Consider the following 17,410-nt stretch of genomic DNA (forward strand, 5'->3'; position numbering starts at 1 on the left):
TAACATGAGTTTACAATACTTTGATTTTGAATATTCAAATATACATGTTATCTTAATCTGATAACATAGATTAATACTGTTAAATTTTATTTAGGAGAGAGCTAGTTTAAAGAAAAAAATGATGATCGGAATTTCTTCTGTTATTGTACTTTTAATCATTGTTGTAACTGTGGGAAGCTTTTATTTCTATCATGTTGCTATTGCACGTGCTTCAAAGGACTTCTTAAATGAAAGCCCTGACCTGCAGTCCAGTCCAGAGGTAGAACAATCTAAAGATACCTCGAAGGCAGACCAAGAGTGGTGGGATACCCAGAGCTTTGATAGATGGGAAATGAATTCTGATGACGGAATACAGCTTAAAGCGTACTATTTAGCTGCTCCTGAACATTCCGATAAGACAGTGATTATTGCTCATGGCTATGCTGGAAATGCAACTCAAATGAGCGGTTATGCCAGAATGTATTATGAGAGACTTGGATATAATATTTTGCTGCCGGATGCCAGAGGACATGGAGAAAGTGAGGGTGACTATATCGGATTTGGATGGCCAGAACGTAAGGATTACCTGAAGTGGATACAGAACGTTCTGAAAGCAAACGGTGAGGATACACAGATCATACTGCACGGTGTTTCCATGGGGGGAGCTACCGTAATGATGACAAGCGGTGAGGATTTACCAGCTAATGTTAAAGCAATTGTGGAAGATTGCGGCTATACCTCAGTAAGGGACGAGCTTACCTTTCAATTAAAAAGAATGTACCATCTCCCCGCCTTTCCAATTGTAAATACGACCAGTATGCTAACAAAGATCCGGGCAGGTTATTCCTTTGGTGAAGCCTCGGCCTTAGAACAGGTGAAGAAATCTAAAACGCCAACTCTGTTTATTCATGGCGATAATGATACTTTTGTTCCTACGGAAATGGTTCATACGGTATATGAAAATAGTCCGGTCGAGAAGGAGCTTTACATCGTTCCTAATGCGGGTCACGGAGAAGCTTTCCGCATGGATCCGGTTAAGTATGAGAGCGTAGTTTCTGAGTTTATCGGAAGATTTGTGAAATAGTTGTTGCTGAAAAGGCTGCCGAAAGGTAGTCTTTTCGTGCTTATAATACCGTTAAACATAAATTCGGGGCCCTCTTTCGAGGGCCCCTTTCATGGGAGATGATAGAATCAAAGTATTATATTTTATTGTTATTTCCGTTTCAACTGATACAATAGGCTGTATTTGTTTAATTAATCGCTACATCAAGTTGTAAATGTTAGTTTTAAGTAGAGTTCGTCAACAAGTTGTCAACAACGCGACAACAACTACGCCTTTGTTTTCCTTGCTCGTTTAACAATCTTTGGAGGTTGGAGGAAGGTATTGAAAACGTCAGCTGCTGATTGATCTGCAGCTTCAATAATATGACCATAGATATTCATTGTAGTTGATATCTTAGTGTGCCCTAGTCTACTAGAGATGATTTTAGCATGAACACCACTGCTAATTAAAAGAGTGGCAGAAGTATGACGTAGATCATGAAATCTAATGTATCTTAACTGTGGATTTCTAGCGTGGAATTCGCGCCAGTAATCTCCCCAATTTTTTGGGAATTTAGGACGTCCATTGTCGTGAGCGAATAAAAATGAATATTCTCCACCTTCCCATGGAACTTTAAGCTCAGTGCGAACCCGCATCATATGCTTTTGATAATCTACAAGTTCTTTTACTACGGAAGAAGGCAACGTTATCGTTCTTCCTGTACCACGTTTAGGACCCTTGATTACAGGCATACCATCTTTAAACATTGGAATAGTTTGATGTACAAGGATACTACCTTTTTCTAAATTAATATGTCTCCATTCAAGACCCAAAAGTTCTCCACGGCGCATTCCTGTAGTGAGAGCTAAAGTAACAAATATTTTGAATTTAATAGTTTCTTTTTGGAGGGACTTTAGAAGTTCAGCCACTTCTTGTTCGTTATAAAAACTCATCTCCTTTGGGGTCTCTTTGGGTTTATCGATCCCATCCATTGGATTTACTTTGATAACTTTCCAAGACACCGCTTTGCTGAATATACTTCGAAGTACTCTGAAGCAATAAACCACTGAGGCTTCACCAGTTTTTTTTGATAGCTCGTCCAACAGGGTGACAATATCTAAAGTCTTAATTTTATCCATTTGTATATCACCTAAAATAGGAGTGAGTTTTGTCGTAGAGTGGTATTTGTAATTGAAAGCACTTGTTTCAGCTAAATTTTTATCTACAAATTTATCGCTCCATAAACCAGTGAATTCTCTAAATGTCATTTTTTCAGGTCTGAAATAATTTCCGGATTCAACTTCTATTTTGAATTTATTCCATTCTGATTCTAAGTGATCTTTGAGTTTTTTTGTTGTTTTTAGTAATGCAGTATCTTCAACTCGATAAGTCATCGTTTCTCGACCGCGCTTTGTTCCCGACCCTGTTTCAACTGTAAATAACCAAGAACTTTTACCTCTCTTTTGAATACTCGCCATTCAGATCACCTCGAAAATTTACTATAGTTATGTATTTTCAAATATCAGAAATTTTGAAATGACCCATGTATATTCCACAAATCTGTATTTGATTCGGGACATAAAATTTCGCTTCATAATCATCATTTTCTGGGGATAACTTGATTTGGGAATCATTTTCAGACCAATGTATGCGTTTCAGGAATCCTTCCTCACTGTCATTTACAAGTGCGGCAACTAATTGACCATTATGTTCTGCCCATTGAGCATGACGCATATAAACAATATCTCCATCCGTAATTCCGATATTTATCATTGAGTCACCTTTGACGCGTAGTGCATAATCCGGTTGTTTTTTGTTGGGAAAAGGATAGTGGATGTACTCCTCAATATTTTGATCAGCAAGAAGACCATTTCCAGCACAGATTGTTCCGAGTAATGGTATTTCTCTAAATCGCGGATGTTGCTCAAATAGGTCGGGAAAAATATCTGACTTTGCAATTTTCAAGGTATCTGAGATTATTTGTAGATTTCCCATAGACATTAGTGTTCTACCATTAACATAATCAGAAATAGTGCTCGAGGCTACTCCTGTTCGTTCACTTAATTCTAGTTGAGTAATTCCTTTTAGCATTAAGACTTTTTTTAAGTTAATAGATATTTCTTTCATAAGATTAACCTCGTAATCAGTGAACTTTTTCCGCGCCACTTTGAAAACCTCCGTTTTTTTCCGGTTATATAGAAATAATATTTATTATATCCGATTTAATCAGATATTAAAAGTTAAATTTGGAGTTTTGATGTTGACAATCCGATTTAATCGGAATAATATTGGTTTGGGAGGTGAGGCAATGGACGATTACAAAATTACTTGGAGAGCCGCCAGAGTAAATGCAGGTTACACTTTAAAAGAAGTCTCCGAAATGACCAAAAAAAATATGGATCTCATTCGGAGGTATGAGAAAGATTCGACTGATATACCCTGGGCCTTAACAAATGAGTTACTAAAACTCTACAAAGTGCCAGCGGAAATAATTTTTTTTGGCAGGGAATCCGATTTAATCGGAAATATCAAAGTTTATGCGATTATATCGTAATTAGGAGGAGGTTAAATGAAAGAAGAACATGTTGCATCTGATTTTTTGGATGCTGTTGCTGAAAAAGTCGCATCCAAGATTTTACCAACTGTTTTAAAGAAAATTGAAGAGAGCATTCCCATAAGTGGGGATAAAATGGTTGAAGCTGAAAAAGCTGCTGAAATATTAGGCGTCTCTAAAGATTTGATTTATCGTCTCTGTAGTCAAAAACAAATCCCACATGTGAAATCAGGAGCGCCTGGTTCACGTAGACCAAAAATGATGTTCAGTATACGTTCTTTGGAAGAATGGATACGGCAACAAGAACGTTTAAATTGCCCAACATGGAATAGTCGAGCTTAAAAATCCTTAAAGATTGACTCAAAAAGGAGATATAAAACAATGAAAGAAGAAGAAAAACAAGACAAAGAAGTCACCGCGCAATCAGCGACTTCAAAGCCTTGTTCAAAATGTAATCACATACCAAATAAAGAGACCTATAAATTCTGCACAAGATGCGGGAATGAACTTGGTTCTTAATGATTCCGGGTTGTAGGTACTTCATGAACTGACGGCTTAGCTTGTTTCATCTTTACTCCACATTTAGTGCAAAATGAACCGGCGCAGTTGATCTTCTGTCCGCAATCCGGACATTCACCTATCAATTCGGTTCAACAATCACCGCAAAATCGGTCATAGCATCCGCAGTACTGAAATTGCAGTCTTGAACTGGACATATGCTTACATTTTCTTTTGACAAAACAATTCCTCCTCTATTGTTATAAATAGACTTGAGTAGATTTCCATTTTATCACAAAGGAAGAATTTTGTTGCGAAGGAGTATCCCTTTTGAATCAAGATTTACAAATTGCTTATGAAGCTAATTAAGAAAGGATGGCAAACTCAATGAAAGAAGAAGACAAACAGGAAGTACGAGGAATGATTGCAGAAGCGTTTCAGTTTACCCCTAAAGGCGATGTATTTATCAATGGAGCAACAGTAACAATTGCTACTCCAGTAGATGCAGAAGAATATTGGATTGAAAAAGCTGATTTAATTAAAAGGTTCGGGAGAGGAACAATCACCAAAACACCAATCGAAGATGAACTATACGAATTGAAGAAGAAGTTAACCTCGCTTGGAAATGAATTAGTTAAAGTGGTATCCAGCCTTGATTGCAAAGCAGTTGAACTTGGAGTTATTAATGACTCTGGAATAGGCCTTGAGTTAGACGAACTGGCGAGACTGACCAGCAAACTTTTTAATGTTCTAAATCAAAAAGAAACCACCGCAGGCACGGTGGTCACGAAGAGCAATCATGATAAAGATGTAACAAATGCAAAAATTTTAGCTAGATCGGAACAGATTATATCTGATCAGGATTTTGGTAGAAAAGCTTAACGAAACCACAATTCTGACAAATATGTGCTCTTACGGGGATGAAATCATGAACATCCAGAACCGGCTCTTCATTAATCTTCTCCCAATAAATTAGCGCAGTAGGCTTTTCTCTCATTTTAAAATCACTTGCGTTACATTCAGGACAGTTGCCAATAGACATTTTTACACCTCCGTTCTTAATATATTTGCTTTCAAAAATAACTTAGCATGGAAGGTTATGTGAGAAAGGAGAACACCGTCACATATGAATACTGATTTACAAATTGCTTATGAGGCTCTATCAAGAGTAACAGCAACTGCATTAGCTACTGGAGACAAAATCGCTTTGAGAGAAGCCGGACTTGCTCGGGCCAAAACACTGGAGTTAAAGACAATGCTTCAGCAGCGTGAGACTAAGCCCCAAAGAGTAACGCTTAACCGTGTTGAGAATTACTGCTTACCAAGTTTGTAAGGGAGGGATAACAGTGAAAGCAGAAGATGAAAAAGGCGTTCCGGAAGAGAATGAAACTCGTACCCCATGGAAAAGCCGCGTTTCAGTTAACGGAGCTCTTGAAAAAATACATCCAACTTATGCTGAAATAGTTGCTGATGTTTTGGGTTTTATCGGGAAAAAGGGCGTGACTTATGAAGCCGCGTTATACATTCTTGATCAATCAAAAGAAGCTCTGAGAAAATGCACCTTGTTACAAGACGAGTACACGCCTTAAATATCCTTTACCGGAAGGAGATTCGGATATGTCAAAACAAAATAAAGAAGCCACCACACAGGCGGCGACTTCAAAAACTTGTTCAAAATGCAAGCACAAATCCAAAGTAGATACTTATAAGTTTTGCACACGATGTGGGAATAAGCTTCATTCTTAAAGGTTGGGAATTGACTGTGATTCATAAACAGATGGTTTAGGCTGTTTCATTTTCACACCGCACTTCGTGCAGAAAGTACCAGAATAGTTAATGGCTTGTCCGCATTCAGGACATGAAGAGATTAATTCTGATCCGCAATCTCCACAGAATCGATCATACACATCTTCGGTTCCGAAATCGCAGTCAATGGATGGGCAAATACTAATGGTTTCTCTTGCCAAGTGTAGCACCTCCTTTCTTAGATGTTTTGGTGGATCTGGACAATCCCCATCTTATCACAGAGAGGAAATGATTTTAGGAAGGAGAATCACATTGAGCGGCATACCAATTGATAAACTTAGGCCGCACCCAAGTAATAATCTTTATTTCGATGATTTGAGCGGCGAGGACTGGACGGCGTTTCTAAACGATGTGAAAGAAAACGGAATCCGAGATCCACTACGGATCACGATTGATTTTCAAGTCATTTGTGGTCACCAGCGGTTGAGAGCTGCTAAAGAATTGGGATTACAGTCGGTGCCGGTTATCATTGAGGACATTCAGGAAGTTGCGGATATTGAACGACTGCTTGTGGAAGATAACTTGCATCGGAGGCATTTAACCTCTATTCAGAAAGCTAAGTTGGCAGCAACACTAAAAGAAAGATGGGGAATTAAGCAGGGGAAGCGAACAGACTTAGCTCAAAATGGACTAAGTTCTATCGCTGAGACGATCGGAGAGAGCATCAGCACAACTAAACGACTCATTAAACTAAATGATCTTATCCCAGAACTCAAAGGGCTGGTAGAGTCAAAAAAACTCGGAACGGTATTTGCCGAAAAACTTGCGGCGTTAACTCCTGAGGAACAGAAGATACTCCATCAAACTTTTGGAGAAGAGATTGGCAAGTCAGCAAAAGCAGAAGCCGAAAAAAACATACAGGAAATCATCGAATACGAAAAGGAAAAGATAGAAAAACGCTATAAAGATTCCATCCCTAAAGATGTAATTCCTGAAATGGAAGCTGCAATTGCTGAAAGGATCCAAGAGGAAGCAGATATTTTGCTCCTGCAAAAAGAACAAGAAAAGCTAATGTTACTAAAGAGGAAGGAGGATGAATGGAAACTGAAATTTAAGGAGGATAGAGAGAACGACAAGTTCACCATAACCAATCTCCGTCAAGGTATCCAAAAGAAAAACGAAGAGTTAGAAGCTTTAAAAATAAGCAATCCGGTTGATTTCGATGAACAACAAGCAGAATTGCAGAAGAAGAAACTCCAAAAGGAAGCAGACTATAACGCTTTGGATATTCGGATTCATACGAACAACTTCCTTGAGAAGGTAGCAATCGGAACGCTCATGCAATGGTCTCTAGCGGCTGCGGATCCGTCAGTAAAGAAAAAGTTATTTGAGACCATATCTTCACTCGAATCTTTTACAACTCAAATTAAAGCGGCCTTAAATGGTCGAATCATAGGAGGGATTAATGATGAGTGTTAATTTACCACAAGAAACTAATAACATGTTTTCTTTTCTCCAGCATTCATTGGAAAAGTCGAAAGAGCATGACAATGTTCTTCAGGTCTTGATTGATGAGTTTCGGGAAATGCATACAGAAGTTAAAGAAACGGCTTCCGAGGTTAAAATCCTCGCAAAAGAAATTCGGGATGAAAATCGTCTTCTTCCTGCCGAAATTGATGATTTATACAACGCTGTTGTTCATAAATCTATTCTTCTAGCCAAGGTAAACAATTCAGAGGATGACGATAATTTCACCAAGATTGTCGGGAAATACCGCCGTTTGATCTGGAGCAAGCTTAAAAAGAAGTTCGGTGTAAGTAAATACATCCATGTTAAACGGATTGATTTTAAACCGACTATGGAATTTATTCAAACATTTAACCCGGAGGATTACTTATGAGAACTGATCTTGAGCCTGTAGTATCATCGAACATTGCTGCTGTTGGTTACGACACAGAAAGTCAGATGCTTTTCGTTCGATTCAAAGGACGCGATACAGTATATGAGCATCCTGGTGTACCGCGTTTGACCTATGAAATCATGATGGCCGCTGAATCTATCGGAAGTTATTATGCACGAAACATCAAGAAGACTTATCTAGGAACTGCTGCTATAGGTGATCAACTATGACTATACAAGAGTTGGCTGAACGTTGGAAAAATAACAAACTTCAGTACGAAATCATTTTGAGGAATTTTCCTTCGGTGGTGAAAGATTATGATTAATGGCATACCAGCAATGACTATCAAGTTAGAATCTGAAGATGTCGTATTCGTAGAAAATGAGCTTCACGCTCTATTAGTCTACAAATTAGATGGAGAAGATCCTTCTCTAAAGGTAACTGGATTGAAGAATATACTAGCGATCCGTGATTTGTTAAATGATGCTTATCCAGTATCTACTTGCAAAGGGGGCTGCGCATGTGGAACATCATCTCAAGCACGCCATTCGCAAGCTTAAGAAAATGCAGGAAGAGACAACGAATGTCTCAATCGGGGCAGCGCTGGAACGGGCTGGCTGGTTTTTCGGACATGAATTCCAATCAGTTTTGGATGATCTGGATACCGCCTTAACGTTGGCGGAACAGAAAAATGACCCTGCTGGGGAGCAGAGCCATTTGGGGGGTTAAACCGTTAGGCGAAAACATCGTCATCGTAAACATGTTTTCGCCTCCATATTAACATGAATTGGAGGATTTGCAAATGCAAGAAATATCAATTAACTATCCCGAGCAATGGAAATCTGTGAATTCCCGCGCTGGAAACCTCTTTACCAGTGCGGAAAACACTGTAGGCGTTGTTCGCCTGACAAATGCCGATGGACACCTGATTCAATTCGATGATGGTGAATGGGGCATTAGTGCCGAGGGGTACCGTGCATGTAATTTGGTTGCAGGGATCTCCACAATTACACCTGATACAATCCACCTTGCCGATGGGCGCGAGGTGAGTAATCCATATATTGAATTTGATCCAGAGACCGGTACGGCAGATAAGTTCTGGTCACAAAAAATCACAGTAGGCATGTCTCCTTCTGGTAAGCCAATTGTTAGTTCCGCCACTGTCCTCTTTGATATCCGTGTTCGTTTTGTCAAGGAACTTATGCAGAAGATCGAAGAGAACCGGGATGCCGGCAAGCTTTGCATGGAAGGGACGTTAACTGAAGAAGAACTCAGATCCGGCATCTTCATGGCATTCCAAGGGAAGCTTGGCGTGTATGGGCGACATGACAACATTGATGTTATTCGAGTCATTCAAAACCTTATAAACAACAAGGAACACGGTGACAAGATCGTCCAGACGCTTGCGTGGAAGGCTTCTATTAAGCAGCAACCAAGTATGCCGCCAACAAAGTTAAAGGCTTATAACGGAGTGGCAGACGTTCTGGTGATCGGATACAAAGACACCTTTGACGAATCGAAACTTCATGAGATCGCAACTGAGTTTCAGCAGACCGGTTCAGTTGCTGGTGCTGATGTAATAGAAGAAACGATCAATGCTTCGGAAGGAGCTATCGAAACAGAGGATAACTTTCTTTCAACCAAAGGGGGTCCACGTTTCTAATGATTAAAACCATCCGAACAAGAAATATAAAAGGCAATACCTTCGATCAGGAGTTGACTGGTAAGGATGTCTTTGTCGGGCCTAATGGATCCGGCAAGTCAACACGACTCCAGGCGGTACAACTGGCGATGTTGGGGTACATTCCTGGAAAGAAGACCAATCCCGAGACCTTCAAGCTGAGTTCTGGGGATGAAATGACGGCGGGGCTACAGTTGGATACATTCTCGTTCGATCGTTCAATAGTTCGAACCGAGAAGTTGAAGGGTACTGGTGCCAAAGAGGTCAAGTACAGCGAATCAATCACCGTGTCACCTAGCAAAGGTGAGAAGAACACCACCCAAATGAATGCGCGGATCTCAGCTGAGACAGGAAACTTTCCGATGGTCTTTGACTTCCAGCAGTTCCTAGATATGTCTGATGCCAAACGGCGTGAATTTATTTATAGCTTGTCTCCCATATCGAGCGAGGAATGGGATAAGGAAAAGATTTCGGCTCATTTAGTGCAAAAGCTGCTGACCCAAGGGCTCAAGGAGACAAATCCTGATCTGTACGAAGCATCACAAGAATTGATTAATGATTGTTTGGATGAATGGCCTGCTAACTACGATCTTTCTTCCGGTCTTCAGGCAATGACATCTTGGATAGAATCTCAACAGAAGCACTGGAACAAAAAACAGAATGATGCTACCGGCGCGGTGCGCGAGCTGGCTGATATGAAGAATAAGCTTGAAGAGACTGACCGAGATATTACAACCAAGAAAGAAGAAATGAAAGACTTCCGACAGCAGCATACCGATGTTCATGGGCAGATTAAAGCGGGTCATGAAATTAAACGGCAATGGGAGCAGAAGCGCGGACGTTTAGAGGCCCTAAAAGGCGAGATTGAACAGCTGACATCAATTCTAGATGTTAAGTCTGATCGTGACTATGCGGCGGAAATTGCGGTGCTCCAGCAGTCAATTAAGCAAACAGATGTTAGTGGTGAAGCACAAACTATCCAAGATCAGATCGACGCGCTGGTTGTTTTGAGAGAATCCAAGACCGCAGAGGGCGTGGATGCTAGACAGAAGTCCGACAAACTTAGCCTTGAACTCAATACCATGAACGAGGTTCTGAAAAATATTGAGGAAAAGGGCGCTGGTGTCTGCGTAATCCACCATCAAATTGGATGTGATAAGGATTTTTCAAAATTCACTTCATTTGTTGGGCAGAAAGGCCCGTCCTTGAAAGAACAACTAAATTCTCTGGAACAACAACAAATAGACTTACGAAACGAAATTAAGGAGTTACGTGCTGAAGAAAGTTCTCTGGAACAATCGAAGCAGGCACTTTATAAATCTGCGAACGATGAAAACACTGCTAATGACCGCATCCGTTCACGGATTGAAATAATCCGTAAGGACGAACAAGATGAAATTCGCCGTCACCAGGATATACAGAACAAAATCATCAACTTGCAGCAGGAGCAAGAGCGCCTCCTGAACGATAAGCAGCCAACCTTTGCTCCACTCGAAATACTGGAGCCGCAGTTGTCGGCCCTGGCGCAGCAGATTGAAGAGCTTGAGCGCGTGATTGAGGAAAAGGAGAAAGCTAAAATAACGCTCTCTAACGCCCAGACAGCCATGATCTCAGCAAGCAAGGCACAGTATTACTTCACGGCTTGCAAGAGCTTAGCGGAGGCGCTGGGGGCTAAAGGGATTCAAGGGGAGTTAGTGAAAGGTGTACTTGGTCCTATCGAAGATTCTATTAATGAAAATCTGCAGCTGATGGGCATCCAACATCCAATGTTCTTCAGTACAGAATCTGAGACAGGTAAGGAAGTCTTTCAGTTTGGTTGGATTAAGAATGAGCGTAAGACGAACTTTGATGTTCTATCAACCGGAGAAAAGCTGATGTTCCTGTCTGCATTCCTAGTCACGCTGCTTGAAAGAGCGAATCCGCCTCTTAAAGTGTTGGCCTTGGACGATATCAACAACCTGGATAAGAAGAACCTGAACGGCGTCTTGAAAGGACTGAATGCACTGTCTCACAAGTTGGACAACATCTTGATTGCCGGCGTCGTAGAAATCTCTGAGGTCGAGGGCTGGACGATTTGGGATCTGACCCCAGAGGGGGCGGCTGCTCGTGGTTAATTTCACTGCTGGGCTGAATGAGGAACAGGCATCAGCTGTTTTATCTGAGTCGGACGAAATCCTAATGAGAGCTGGAGCAGGGACGGGTAAAACCCGTACCCTGACTCATCGGATCGCACATCTTAATCTAAATCATCGAGTGGGTGCATCAAGCATTGTGGCCATAACCTTCACCAGAGCTGCGGCAAAAGAAATGAAAGATCGACTGGTTCCATTGATTGGAGAACATGAATCCAAACGAATCACATGTTGCACGTTCCATGCACTTGCAGTTCGTATCCTCCAAGAATGGGGGCACCGTTTGAATCTTGATAGACAATTCACGATTTACTCCCAAGAGGATCGGGAAGAGGTCATGAAGGTAATTATCAAAACAATGGGTTACAGAACCAGCGTGAGTAAAGTCCTCAAGGCAGTAGATTTGAGAATCAATGGTCTTGAGGAACAGGCGGTTTGGGACGAATATGACTATCAATTGCGCCGATACAATGCCGTCGATCTGGATGCGCTGATTTCAAAGGTAAACACTCTGTTCAGTAATCATCCTGATGTCGCGGATTACTACCGCAAGCAGTGGAAATATTTGTTTGTCGATGAATTTCAGGACACGGACCAGCAACAAATGGAGTTCATCCGGCTTCTGAATCCAGACCACCTGTTTTGCATAGGTGATTGGAGACAATCTATCTATGGATGGCGCGGAGCGCGGGTTAGAAACATTCTTGAATTTACAGGTACTTATCCAAATACAGAAGTAATTGAGCTTAACCGCAATTACCGTTCAACAGTTTCGATAGTCGAAGCTGCCAATAACTTAATCTCTCATAGTGGAGTTGGAATTGGTGGAGGGCTAGTAGCTTACAAGGAAGGTACCAGCGTTGATGTAGTCTCTTTGGTTGACGATGATACTGAAATGGATTATGTAATCAGCCAGATCAAAGAGAGAGTGCAGAGCGCCGAGTATTCAGATTTTGCGATATTGGCACGGACGAATGCGCAAATTGATAACTTTTATCAAGCGTTGCGGCGGGAGAACATTCCATGTACTGTATTGAGCGCTTCGGATGACCCTCTTAAAAAGCCTGACGTAAAGTCGCTATTGAACTACCTTGCATGGATATTTAACCCGCAGGACGAAACGAATTTTAAAAGAGTCATTAAGTTTCCAGAACGGTCACTGACTGATATGCAACTTCAGATTGCAGAGCAGATAGCCATAGATAAGTCAATTCCATTGTGGGAGGCATTAGTAGATTCGAACGAAGAAAGGGTTGTCCAATATGCTGCCATCCTACAGGGCGTTGCTGAATCAGTCAGAGAGTGCGTATCTGCTTATGATGCATTAGATGTATTGTCACGTAGATTAAAACTGAGAGAACGCTATATAGAGCGGTATCTTAATAATCGTCTTGAGGATCTGGATCAAGCTCAGACCTACATCATGTATTGGGTTGAGCGGCAGTTGAAGGCTGCTGAAGACCATAGTCCTACTGCGTTCCTCAAATGGGTCAAAATCAGAGATATTCAAGAAAAACTAATGGAAGACCGAGACGCGGTGAAACTTATGACCATTCACGGTAGCAAGGGGCTTGAGTTTCCGACAGTTTTCCTTGTGGGCATGAACGAAGGGCTGTTTCCAAGCCAAAACACCAGAGATATTGAAGAAGAACGTAGATTGGCCTATGTAGCGGTAACCCGGGCAGAGAATGAACTTATTATTACTACTACTAAATCACATAGCAGTTGGGGCAATGTCATTCCATCTGAACCAAGCAGATTTATTGATGAGATGAAATTTCTAAATGGATGAGGTGCTATAAATGCTCAATAGAATTATTTTGATTGGTAGACTGACCCGTGATCCTGAACTTCGTTATACTCCCGCTGGGGTTGCCGTGACGCAGTTCACGCTTGCCGTAGACCGCAACTTTACCGGTCAGAACGGAGAGAAGGAAACGGACTTCATTCCAGTAGTTACCTGGCGGCAGTTGGCTGAGACATGCGCGAACTATTTGCGCAAAGGCCGGCTGACAGCGGTAGAGGGACGTATTCAGGTCCGCAACTACGAGAATAACGAAGGGAAGCGTATTTACATCACTGAGGTCATTGCGGATAATGTGCGATTCCTGGAGTCCAACAGAAGCAATGACCAGGGTGGTAGTCATTCATCAAGTAGCAATGGAACTGGTAGTAGCAGTCAAAATAGAAGCTCTAGCGAACAAAACGGAGGTTATGGTGATCCGTTCTCTGGAGATGGCAAACCCATAGACATAAGTGATGACGATCTTCCATTCTGAGAACGGAGTTGTAAGCATGGAGGAAGAAAACGAGTTTGAACTTGAGGCTTATATAGAACAAGTAGATTTAATGAAGAGACAGGCTAACACATTGCCTGAGAACAATCCAGCATCATTACAAGAAAAGATTGAGCTGCTAACACGGTGTCATGAACTGTCTGGAGAAATTTCGAGTGAATGCGACAGGCTGTATAAACGCATTCACGTCCAGCGTGACATGGACTATGCGGAAGCATATATTTCTGCTAAAGCACCTAAGAAGGAGCGTGCAGAGTTGGCTACAAGAGAAATTAGAGTGCTTGAAGCAGAATCCTATGGTCGCTCAATGAAATGGCGTAACGAGTTTAAAAGTCTTCAGGAGAACATTCACACCCTCAAGCTGAAAATGAAAGTTAATTTTGCTGATGGGACGATGTACAGCAATAGTTATCAGAGGTGAGGTGATTGGCGAATCCACAACCAGAGAATGGCTTTGTAAAGCTTGCCAACGAGATATGGAATGAAATCATACGTCGTGATTTTTCCAAGCGTCAGAAAGACATCATTCTCTTCATATGGCGGTTGTCGTATGGGTGTCAGAAGAAAACAGCATCGATACCTTTGCTCAAATACTTCGAGTTATGTGGCGTTGGATACCAAAATATTCGAAAGGAACTTGATCATCTATCCAATTGTCGAGTGATAGTTTGGAATAAAAATAACAATATTTTTGCGGTGAACAAAGATTATGAGCAGTGGCAGATTAGTCCGGTAAAGGGATGGAATGAAGAAATATTCAAGGATTTAGTTAGTAAAAACATCAACTTTAAAAGTGGCGGAACTTCTCAAAACAAGAAACCCGAGAAATCGAAGGTACATGGAATTATCATCATGGCTTCTCAAAACAAGAAGTTGTTACTTCTCAAAACAAGAAGCTCGGGCTTCTCAAAACGAGAAGTTGAAGGTGCCTCAAACCCTTGCGGCTGTAAGGCGAAACGCGTCTCTAAAAACATTATTAAAAACATTATTAAAAACAATAGTAGTTGTTGTTTAGAGGAGGACACTGAAATGGACAAAGGACTTTCAAACAAAATCAATACAGATAGCCAGGATGCCGTTCCTGCCGGGGATGCCGACTCCAACCGGAAAGCTGATGAATTTGATTATCGTAAACAAGTCACAGACCTTTATCTCAAACGCAGAGCAAAGGGACTTGATCTTACGGTTAATGACGAGTTGTTTTTAGATCAACTCATTGCAGACGGAGTTCCGATCTCCGTTGCCATTGACGGCATCAATCAATCTTTTGACAAATTTAAACCTAAACATAAACGAGACGAGATCAAAAGCATCAAGTACTGCGAAGGACGCATTTATAATTTATTATCCGAGCAAGACGGAAAAATAGACGAACAGAAGATTAGTACTGTCATAGATTCTGAAACTAAGGATGAACCGGATTATGATCAAGAAGAATATCAAAAAAAGCTTGAGCGGTTGAAAGCCAAGCGTGAGGCTGTGGTGTGATTGGGAAACTTAGGTGATGAACTGAAAAAACTGATCCCAAAGGGATTTGCCGAGCGAAAAGCAGCAGTAATAACACGGCTAGAAGAACACCCTGAAACGAAAAGAATCAAGGAAACTTTTCCTGATCGAGTGGACAATTTGACGCATCCGACAAATTACGGTTCGTTATCACGACACCTTGTTAGTTTTGATAACTGTAGAGGCTGCAAAGAATTAGTTGGTTGTCAGAACGACCACAAAGGTCACTGTAGCGTTGTAGAGGAAAATCCGGATGACGATAAGGGATTGATTTATAGGCTCCAAAAATGCCCTTTGCTCCTTTCTCACGAGAAACAGCAAAGGGTAATGGGAAAGATTAAAAGTCATTTTATTCCTGATCACATTGTGAATGCGACTTTTGAGAGCATTGATCTTGACCCCCATAGATCTGCTGCAATCATAAAGGCTATGGACCTATGTGAGAACTTCGAAGTTGGAAAGAGCAAAAAAGGGCTTTATTTATACGGTCAAATGGGTGTAGGCAAAAGCTTGATCTCCGGTGCGATTGCTCAGGAGTTAGCTTCTCAAGGAGTAGACGTTGCAATGGTCTATGTCCCAGACTTTATGTCTGAGGCGAAGGATGCTATTGGATCTAAGACAGAAACGGTTTTGTCTAAACTAGAGGCCTTACAGAACGTTACAGTGCTCATCTTAGATGATATCGGAGCTGAGTACCTGACTACATGGACGCGGGATGAAATACTGGGACCCATTCTACAACGCCGAATGGAGCGATTAGTCACAATTTACACGTCGAACCTAACGATCAAGGAATTGCGGCAACACTTGATAAACGTCAAAGATGCCGCCAAAACTATGGATCAGCGCCAGCATGAAAAGAAGGCTGAGAGAATCTTAGAAAGGATAGAGCCATTTGCTGAAGTACTACATGTAGGTGGGCGGAATCGACGTAGGGATAATTCTCGTAACACAGGAGGAAAGCTATGAAAATATCAATTGATAAACACATTCTTATCAAGCCGTTAGAACAAGCGGCTAAGTTCCTACCATCAAAAAATGTTATTCCGATATTGGCTGAACTGCTTTTCGAAGCGAAACATGATGGATTGTATATCACCGGTGGAAACGGAACTCAATTCCTACAATCAAAGATTGAACCTGACGATTATCAGTTGATCAAGCCAGGTTCAGCAACTATTCCAGGTAAACGGATCGCTGAGATTGTGAAAGTTATGAAGGGTGTTATCGACATTGAGACAGTCGGATTCGAGACTGAAATTAAGAGTGGAAGAAAGAAATATGACCTTCCTGGCTTAGATCCAGAAGAATATCCTCAATTCATCGAAGATCCCGAAGGTGCTTCTGTAGAACTAGAGGGACGAGCGTTAAAAGTTTTAGTCAAAGAGACGGCCTATGCAGCATCAGAGAGCGAGGCGACACCGATTTTAACTGGACTTCGCGTTAGGTTTCAAGACAACATGATTAATGTCACCAGTACAGACCGGCATAGATTGTCATCTTCGGTACAAGTGGCAGATAACTTGATCGAAATGCAGATCATCGTGGGAGCCAAGACAATGTCCGATCTTATGAATCTGATCGGACCGGAGGAGAAGTTAGTCATTAAATTGGTTCAATCGAAACTTGTAGTCGCGACAAAGAATTTCATATTTTGTTCTCGGGTCTTAGAGGGGACATATCCAGACGTAGACCGAATGGTACCAATAAACTATCAATCGACACTTCGGGTAAATCGGGAATTATTGATCGATGCCCTCCAGAGTGTGAAGATTATCATCAAAGACCAAAAGTCCAAAATTACCCGTATGCACGTAGGAGAGGTAATTGAACTCAAAGCTGCTGCTGAAGGCGTAGGAAAAGTAAATGAATTTGTAGATATCATCTCACTTCAAGGAGAAGGATTTAAAGTTGCATTTAACGGAGAGTACTTCCTTGAGGCTGCTGATTCCATTAATTCCAAGGAACTTATCATAGGGTACTCGGGGATGACGAATCCCATTTTGATCAAAGACGCTGATGACGAGCGAAATTATAGGATTGTTCTTCCATTTCGAACAACGGAGGTATAAATA

23 protein-coding genes are annotated in these 17,410 nt (G+C 41.4%); 20 read left to right on the forward strand and 3 right to left on the reverse strand.

What is annotated here, in order from left to right:
- The first annotated feature begins 121 nt into the window (after positions 1 to 121).
- Positions 122 to 1,063: an alpha/beta hydrolase gene (locus NYE58_RS16050; RefSeq protein ID WP_144024586.1), complete on the forward strand. Its 942-nt coding sequence runs from the start codon at positions 122 to 124 to the stop codon at positions 1,061 to 1,063.
- Positions 1,064 to 1,308: 245 nt separating this feature from the next.
- On the opposite strand, the gene NYE58_RS16055 is transcribed toward NYE58_RS16050, so the two are convergent.
- Positions 1,309 to 2,499 carry a site-specific integrase gene (locus NYE58_RS16055; RefSeq protein WP_341002318.1) on the reverse strand — a complete coding sequence of 397 codons (1,191 nt, stop codon included), beginning with the start codon at positions 2,497 to 2,499 and terminating at the stop codon, positions 1,309 to 1,311.
- Between the two features lie 37 nt (positions 2,500 to 2,536).
- A complete protein-coding gene (locus NYE58_RS16060) occupies positions 2,537 to 3,148 on the reverse strand; it encodes a LexA family protein (RefSeq protein ID WP_143766310.1) in 612 nt (203 codons plus the stop codon).
- 181 nt (positions 3,149 to 3,329) lie between these two features.
- Between NYE58_RS16060 and NYE58_RS16065 the strand changes: the two genes are divergently transcribed.
- From NYE58_RS16065 to NYE58_RS16090, 6 genes are all read left to right on the forward strand, one after another.
- Positions 3,330 to 3,575 (forward strand): helix-turn-helix domain-containing protein, encoded by a 246-nt coding sequence (locus NYE58_RS16065; RefSeq protein WP_256717155.1) that lies wholly within the window; start codon positions 3,330 to 3,332, stop codon positions 3,573 to 3,575.
- A 15-nt stretch (positions 3,576 to 3,590) separates the two neighbouring features.
- A complete protein-coding gene (locus tag NYE58_RS16070) occupies positions 3,591 to 3,917 on the forward strand; it encodes a helix-turn-helix domain-containing protein (protein ID WP_341002319.1) in 327 nt (108 codons plus the stop codon).
- 39 nt (positions 3,918 to 3,956) lie between these two features.
- Positions 3,957 to 4,094, forward strand: coding sequence for a hypothetical protein (locus NYE58_RS16075; protein ID WP_341002320.1), 138 nt, complete (start codon positions 3,957 to 3,959; stop codon positions 4,092 to 4,094).
- Positions 4,095 to 4,460: 366 nt separating this feature from the next.
- Entirely contained in the window at positions 4,461 to 4,955 is a 495-nt protein-coding gene (locus NYE58_RS16080; protein WP_076275522.1) for a hypothetical protein, read from the forward strand.
- 244 nt (positions 4,956 to 5,199) lie between these two features.
- Positions 5,200 to 5,406 (forward strand): hypothetical protein, encoded by a 207-nt coding sequence (locus NYE58_RS16085; protein WP_341002321.1) that lies wholly within the window; start codon positions 5,200 to 5,202, stop codon positions 5,404 to 5,406.
- 13 nt (positions 5,407 to 5,419) lie between these two features.
- Positions 5,420 to 5,662, forward strand: a complete 243-nt coding sequence (locus NYE58_RS16090) for a hypothetical protein (RefSeq protein WP_341002322.1) — start codon at positions 5,420 to 5,422, stop codon at positions 5,660 to 5,662.
- 153 nt (positions 5,663 to 5,815) lie between these two features.
- On the opposite strand, the gene NYE58_RS16095 is transcribed toward NYE58_RS16090, so the two are convergent.
- Positions 5,816 to 6,040: a double zinc ribbon domain-containing protein gene (locus NYE58_RS16095; protein ID WP_341002323.1), complete on the reverse strand. Its 225-nt coding sequence runs from the start codon at positions 6,038 to 6,040 to the stop codon at positions 5,816 to 5,818.
- Positions 6,041 to 6,131: 91 nt separating this feature from the next.
- Here NYE58_RS16095 and NYE58_RS16100 point away from each other — a divergent pair, with 91 nt between their 5' ends.
- From NYE58_RS16100 to dnaN, 13 genes are all read left to right on the forward strand, one after another.
- The gene (locus NYE58_RS16100) at positions 6,132 to 7,298 is read left to right on the forward strand and encodes a ParB/RepB/Spo0J family partition protein (protein WP_341002324.1); all 1,167 of its coding nucleotides are present in this window, start codon (positions 6,132 to 6,134) and stop codon (positions 7,296 to 7,298) included.
- Positions 7,288 to 7,719 carry an ORF6C domain-containing protein gene (locus tag NYE58_RS16105; RefSeq protein WP_341002325.1) on the forward strand — a complete coding sequence of 144 codons (432 nt, stop codon included), beginning with the start codon at positions 7,288 to 7,290 and terminating at the stop codon, positions 7,717 to 7,719. Before NYE58_RS16100 ends, NYE58_RS16105 begins: the two co-directional genes overlap by 11 nt.
- The gene (locus NYE58_RS16110) at positions 7,716 to 7,949 is read left to right on the forward strand and encodes a KTSC domain-containing protein (protein ID WP_341002326.1); all 234 of its coding nucleotides are present in this window, start codon (positions 7,716 to 7,718) and stop codon (positions 7,947 to 7,949) included. Before NYE58_RS16105 ends, NYE58_RS16110 begins: the two co-directional genes overlap by 4 nt.
- A gap of 108 nt (positions 7,950 to 8,057) precedes the next feature.
- Entirely contained in the window at positions 8,058 to 8,279 is a 222-nt protein-coding gene (locus NYE58_RS16115) for a hypothetical protein (RefSeq protein ID WP_341002327.1), read from the forward strand.
- A complete protein-coding gene (locus tag NYE58_RS16120; protein WP_341002328.1) occupies positions 8,242 to 8,448 on the forward strand; it encodes a hypothetical protein in 207 nt (68 codons plus the stop codon). Before NYE58_RS16115 ends, NYE58_RS16120 begins: the two co-directional genes overlap by 38 nt.
- A 73-nt stretch (positions 8,449 to 8,521) precedes the next feature.
- On the forward strand, positions 8,522 to 9,382 hold the full coding sequence (locus NYE58_RS16125; RefSeq protein WP_341002330.1) for a hypothetical protein: 861 nt from the start codon (positions 8,522 to 8,524) through the stop codon (positions 9,380 to 9,382).
- Positions 9,382 to 11,514 carry an AAA family ATPase gene (locus NYE58_RS16130; RefSeq protein ID WP_076275516.1) on the forward strand — a complete coding sequence of 711 codons (2,133 nt, stop codon included), beginning with the start codon at positions 9,382 to 9,384 and terminating at the stop codon, positions 11,512 to 11,514. The genes NYE58_RS16125 and NYE58_RS16130 overlap by 1 nt, the downstream gene beginning before the upstream one ends.
- Entirely contained in the window at positions 11,507 to 13,324 is a 1,818-nt protein-coding gene (locus NYE58_RS16135) for an ATP-dependent helicase (protein ID WP_076275515.1), read from the forward strand. Before NYE58_RS16130 ends, NYE58_RS16135 begins: the two co-directional genes overlap by 8 nt.
- 10 nt (positions 13,325 to 13,334) lie before the next feature.
- Positions 13,335 to 13,811, forward strand: coding sequence for a single-stranded DNA-binding protein (gene ssb, locus NYE58_RS16140; RefSeq protein ID WP_341002332.1), 477 nt, complete (start codon positions 13,335 to 13,337; stop codon positions 13,809 to 13,811).
- Between the two features lie 16 nt (positions 13,812 to 13,827).
- Positions 13,828 to 14,250: a hypothetical protein gene (locus NYE58_RS16145; protein ID WP_076202801.1), complete on the forward strand. Its 423-nt coding sequence runs from the start codon at positions 13,828 to 13,830 to the stop codon at positions 14,248 to 14,250.
- 5 nt (positions 14,251 to 14,255) lie between these two features.
- Positions 14,256 to 15,317, forward strand: a complete 1,062-nt coding sequence (locus NYE58_RS16150) for a replication protein (RefSeq protein WP_341002333.1) — start codon at positions 14,256 to 14,258, stop codon at positions 15,315 to 15,317.
- A gap of 129 nt (positions 15,318 to 15,446) precedes the next feature.
- Complete coding sequence (locus NYE58_RS16155) at positions 15,447 to 16,304, forward strand: ATP-binding protein (protein ID WP_341004272.1); 858 nt, start codon at positions 15,447 to 15,449, stop codon at positions 16,302 to 16,304.
- Entirely contained in the window at positions 16,301 to 17,407 is a 1,107-nt protein-coding gene (dnaN, locus tag NYE58_RS16160; RefSeq protein WP_341002336.1) for a DNA polymerase III subunit beta, read from the forward strand. Before NYE58_RS16155 ends, dnaN begins: the two co-directional genes overlap by 4 nt.
- Positions 17,408 to 17,410 lie beyond the last annotated feature (3 nt).

The sequence above is a fragment of the Paenibacillus sp. FSL L8-0708 genome (genome assembly GCF_038009325.1).
Lineage (GTDB): Bacteria > Bacillota > Bacilli > Paenibacillales > Paenibacillaceae > Paenibacillus_AQ > Paenibacillus_AQ odorifer.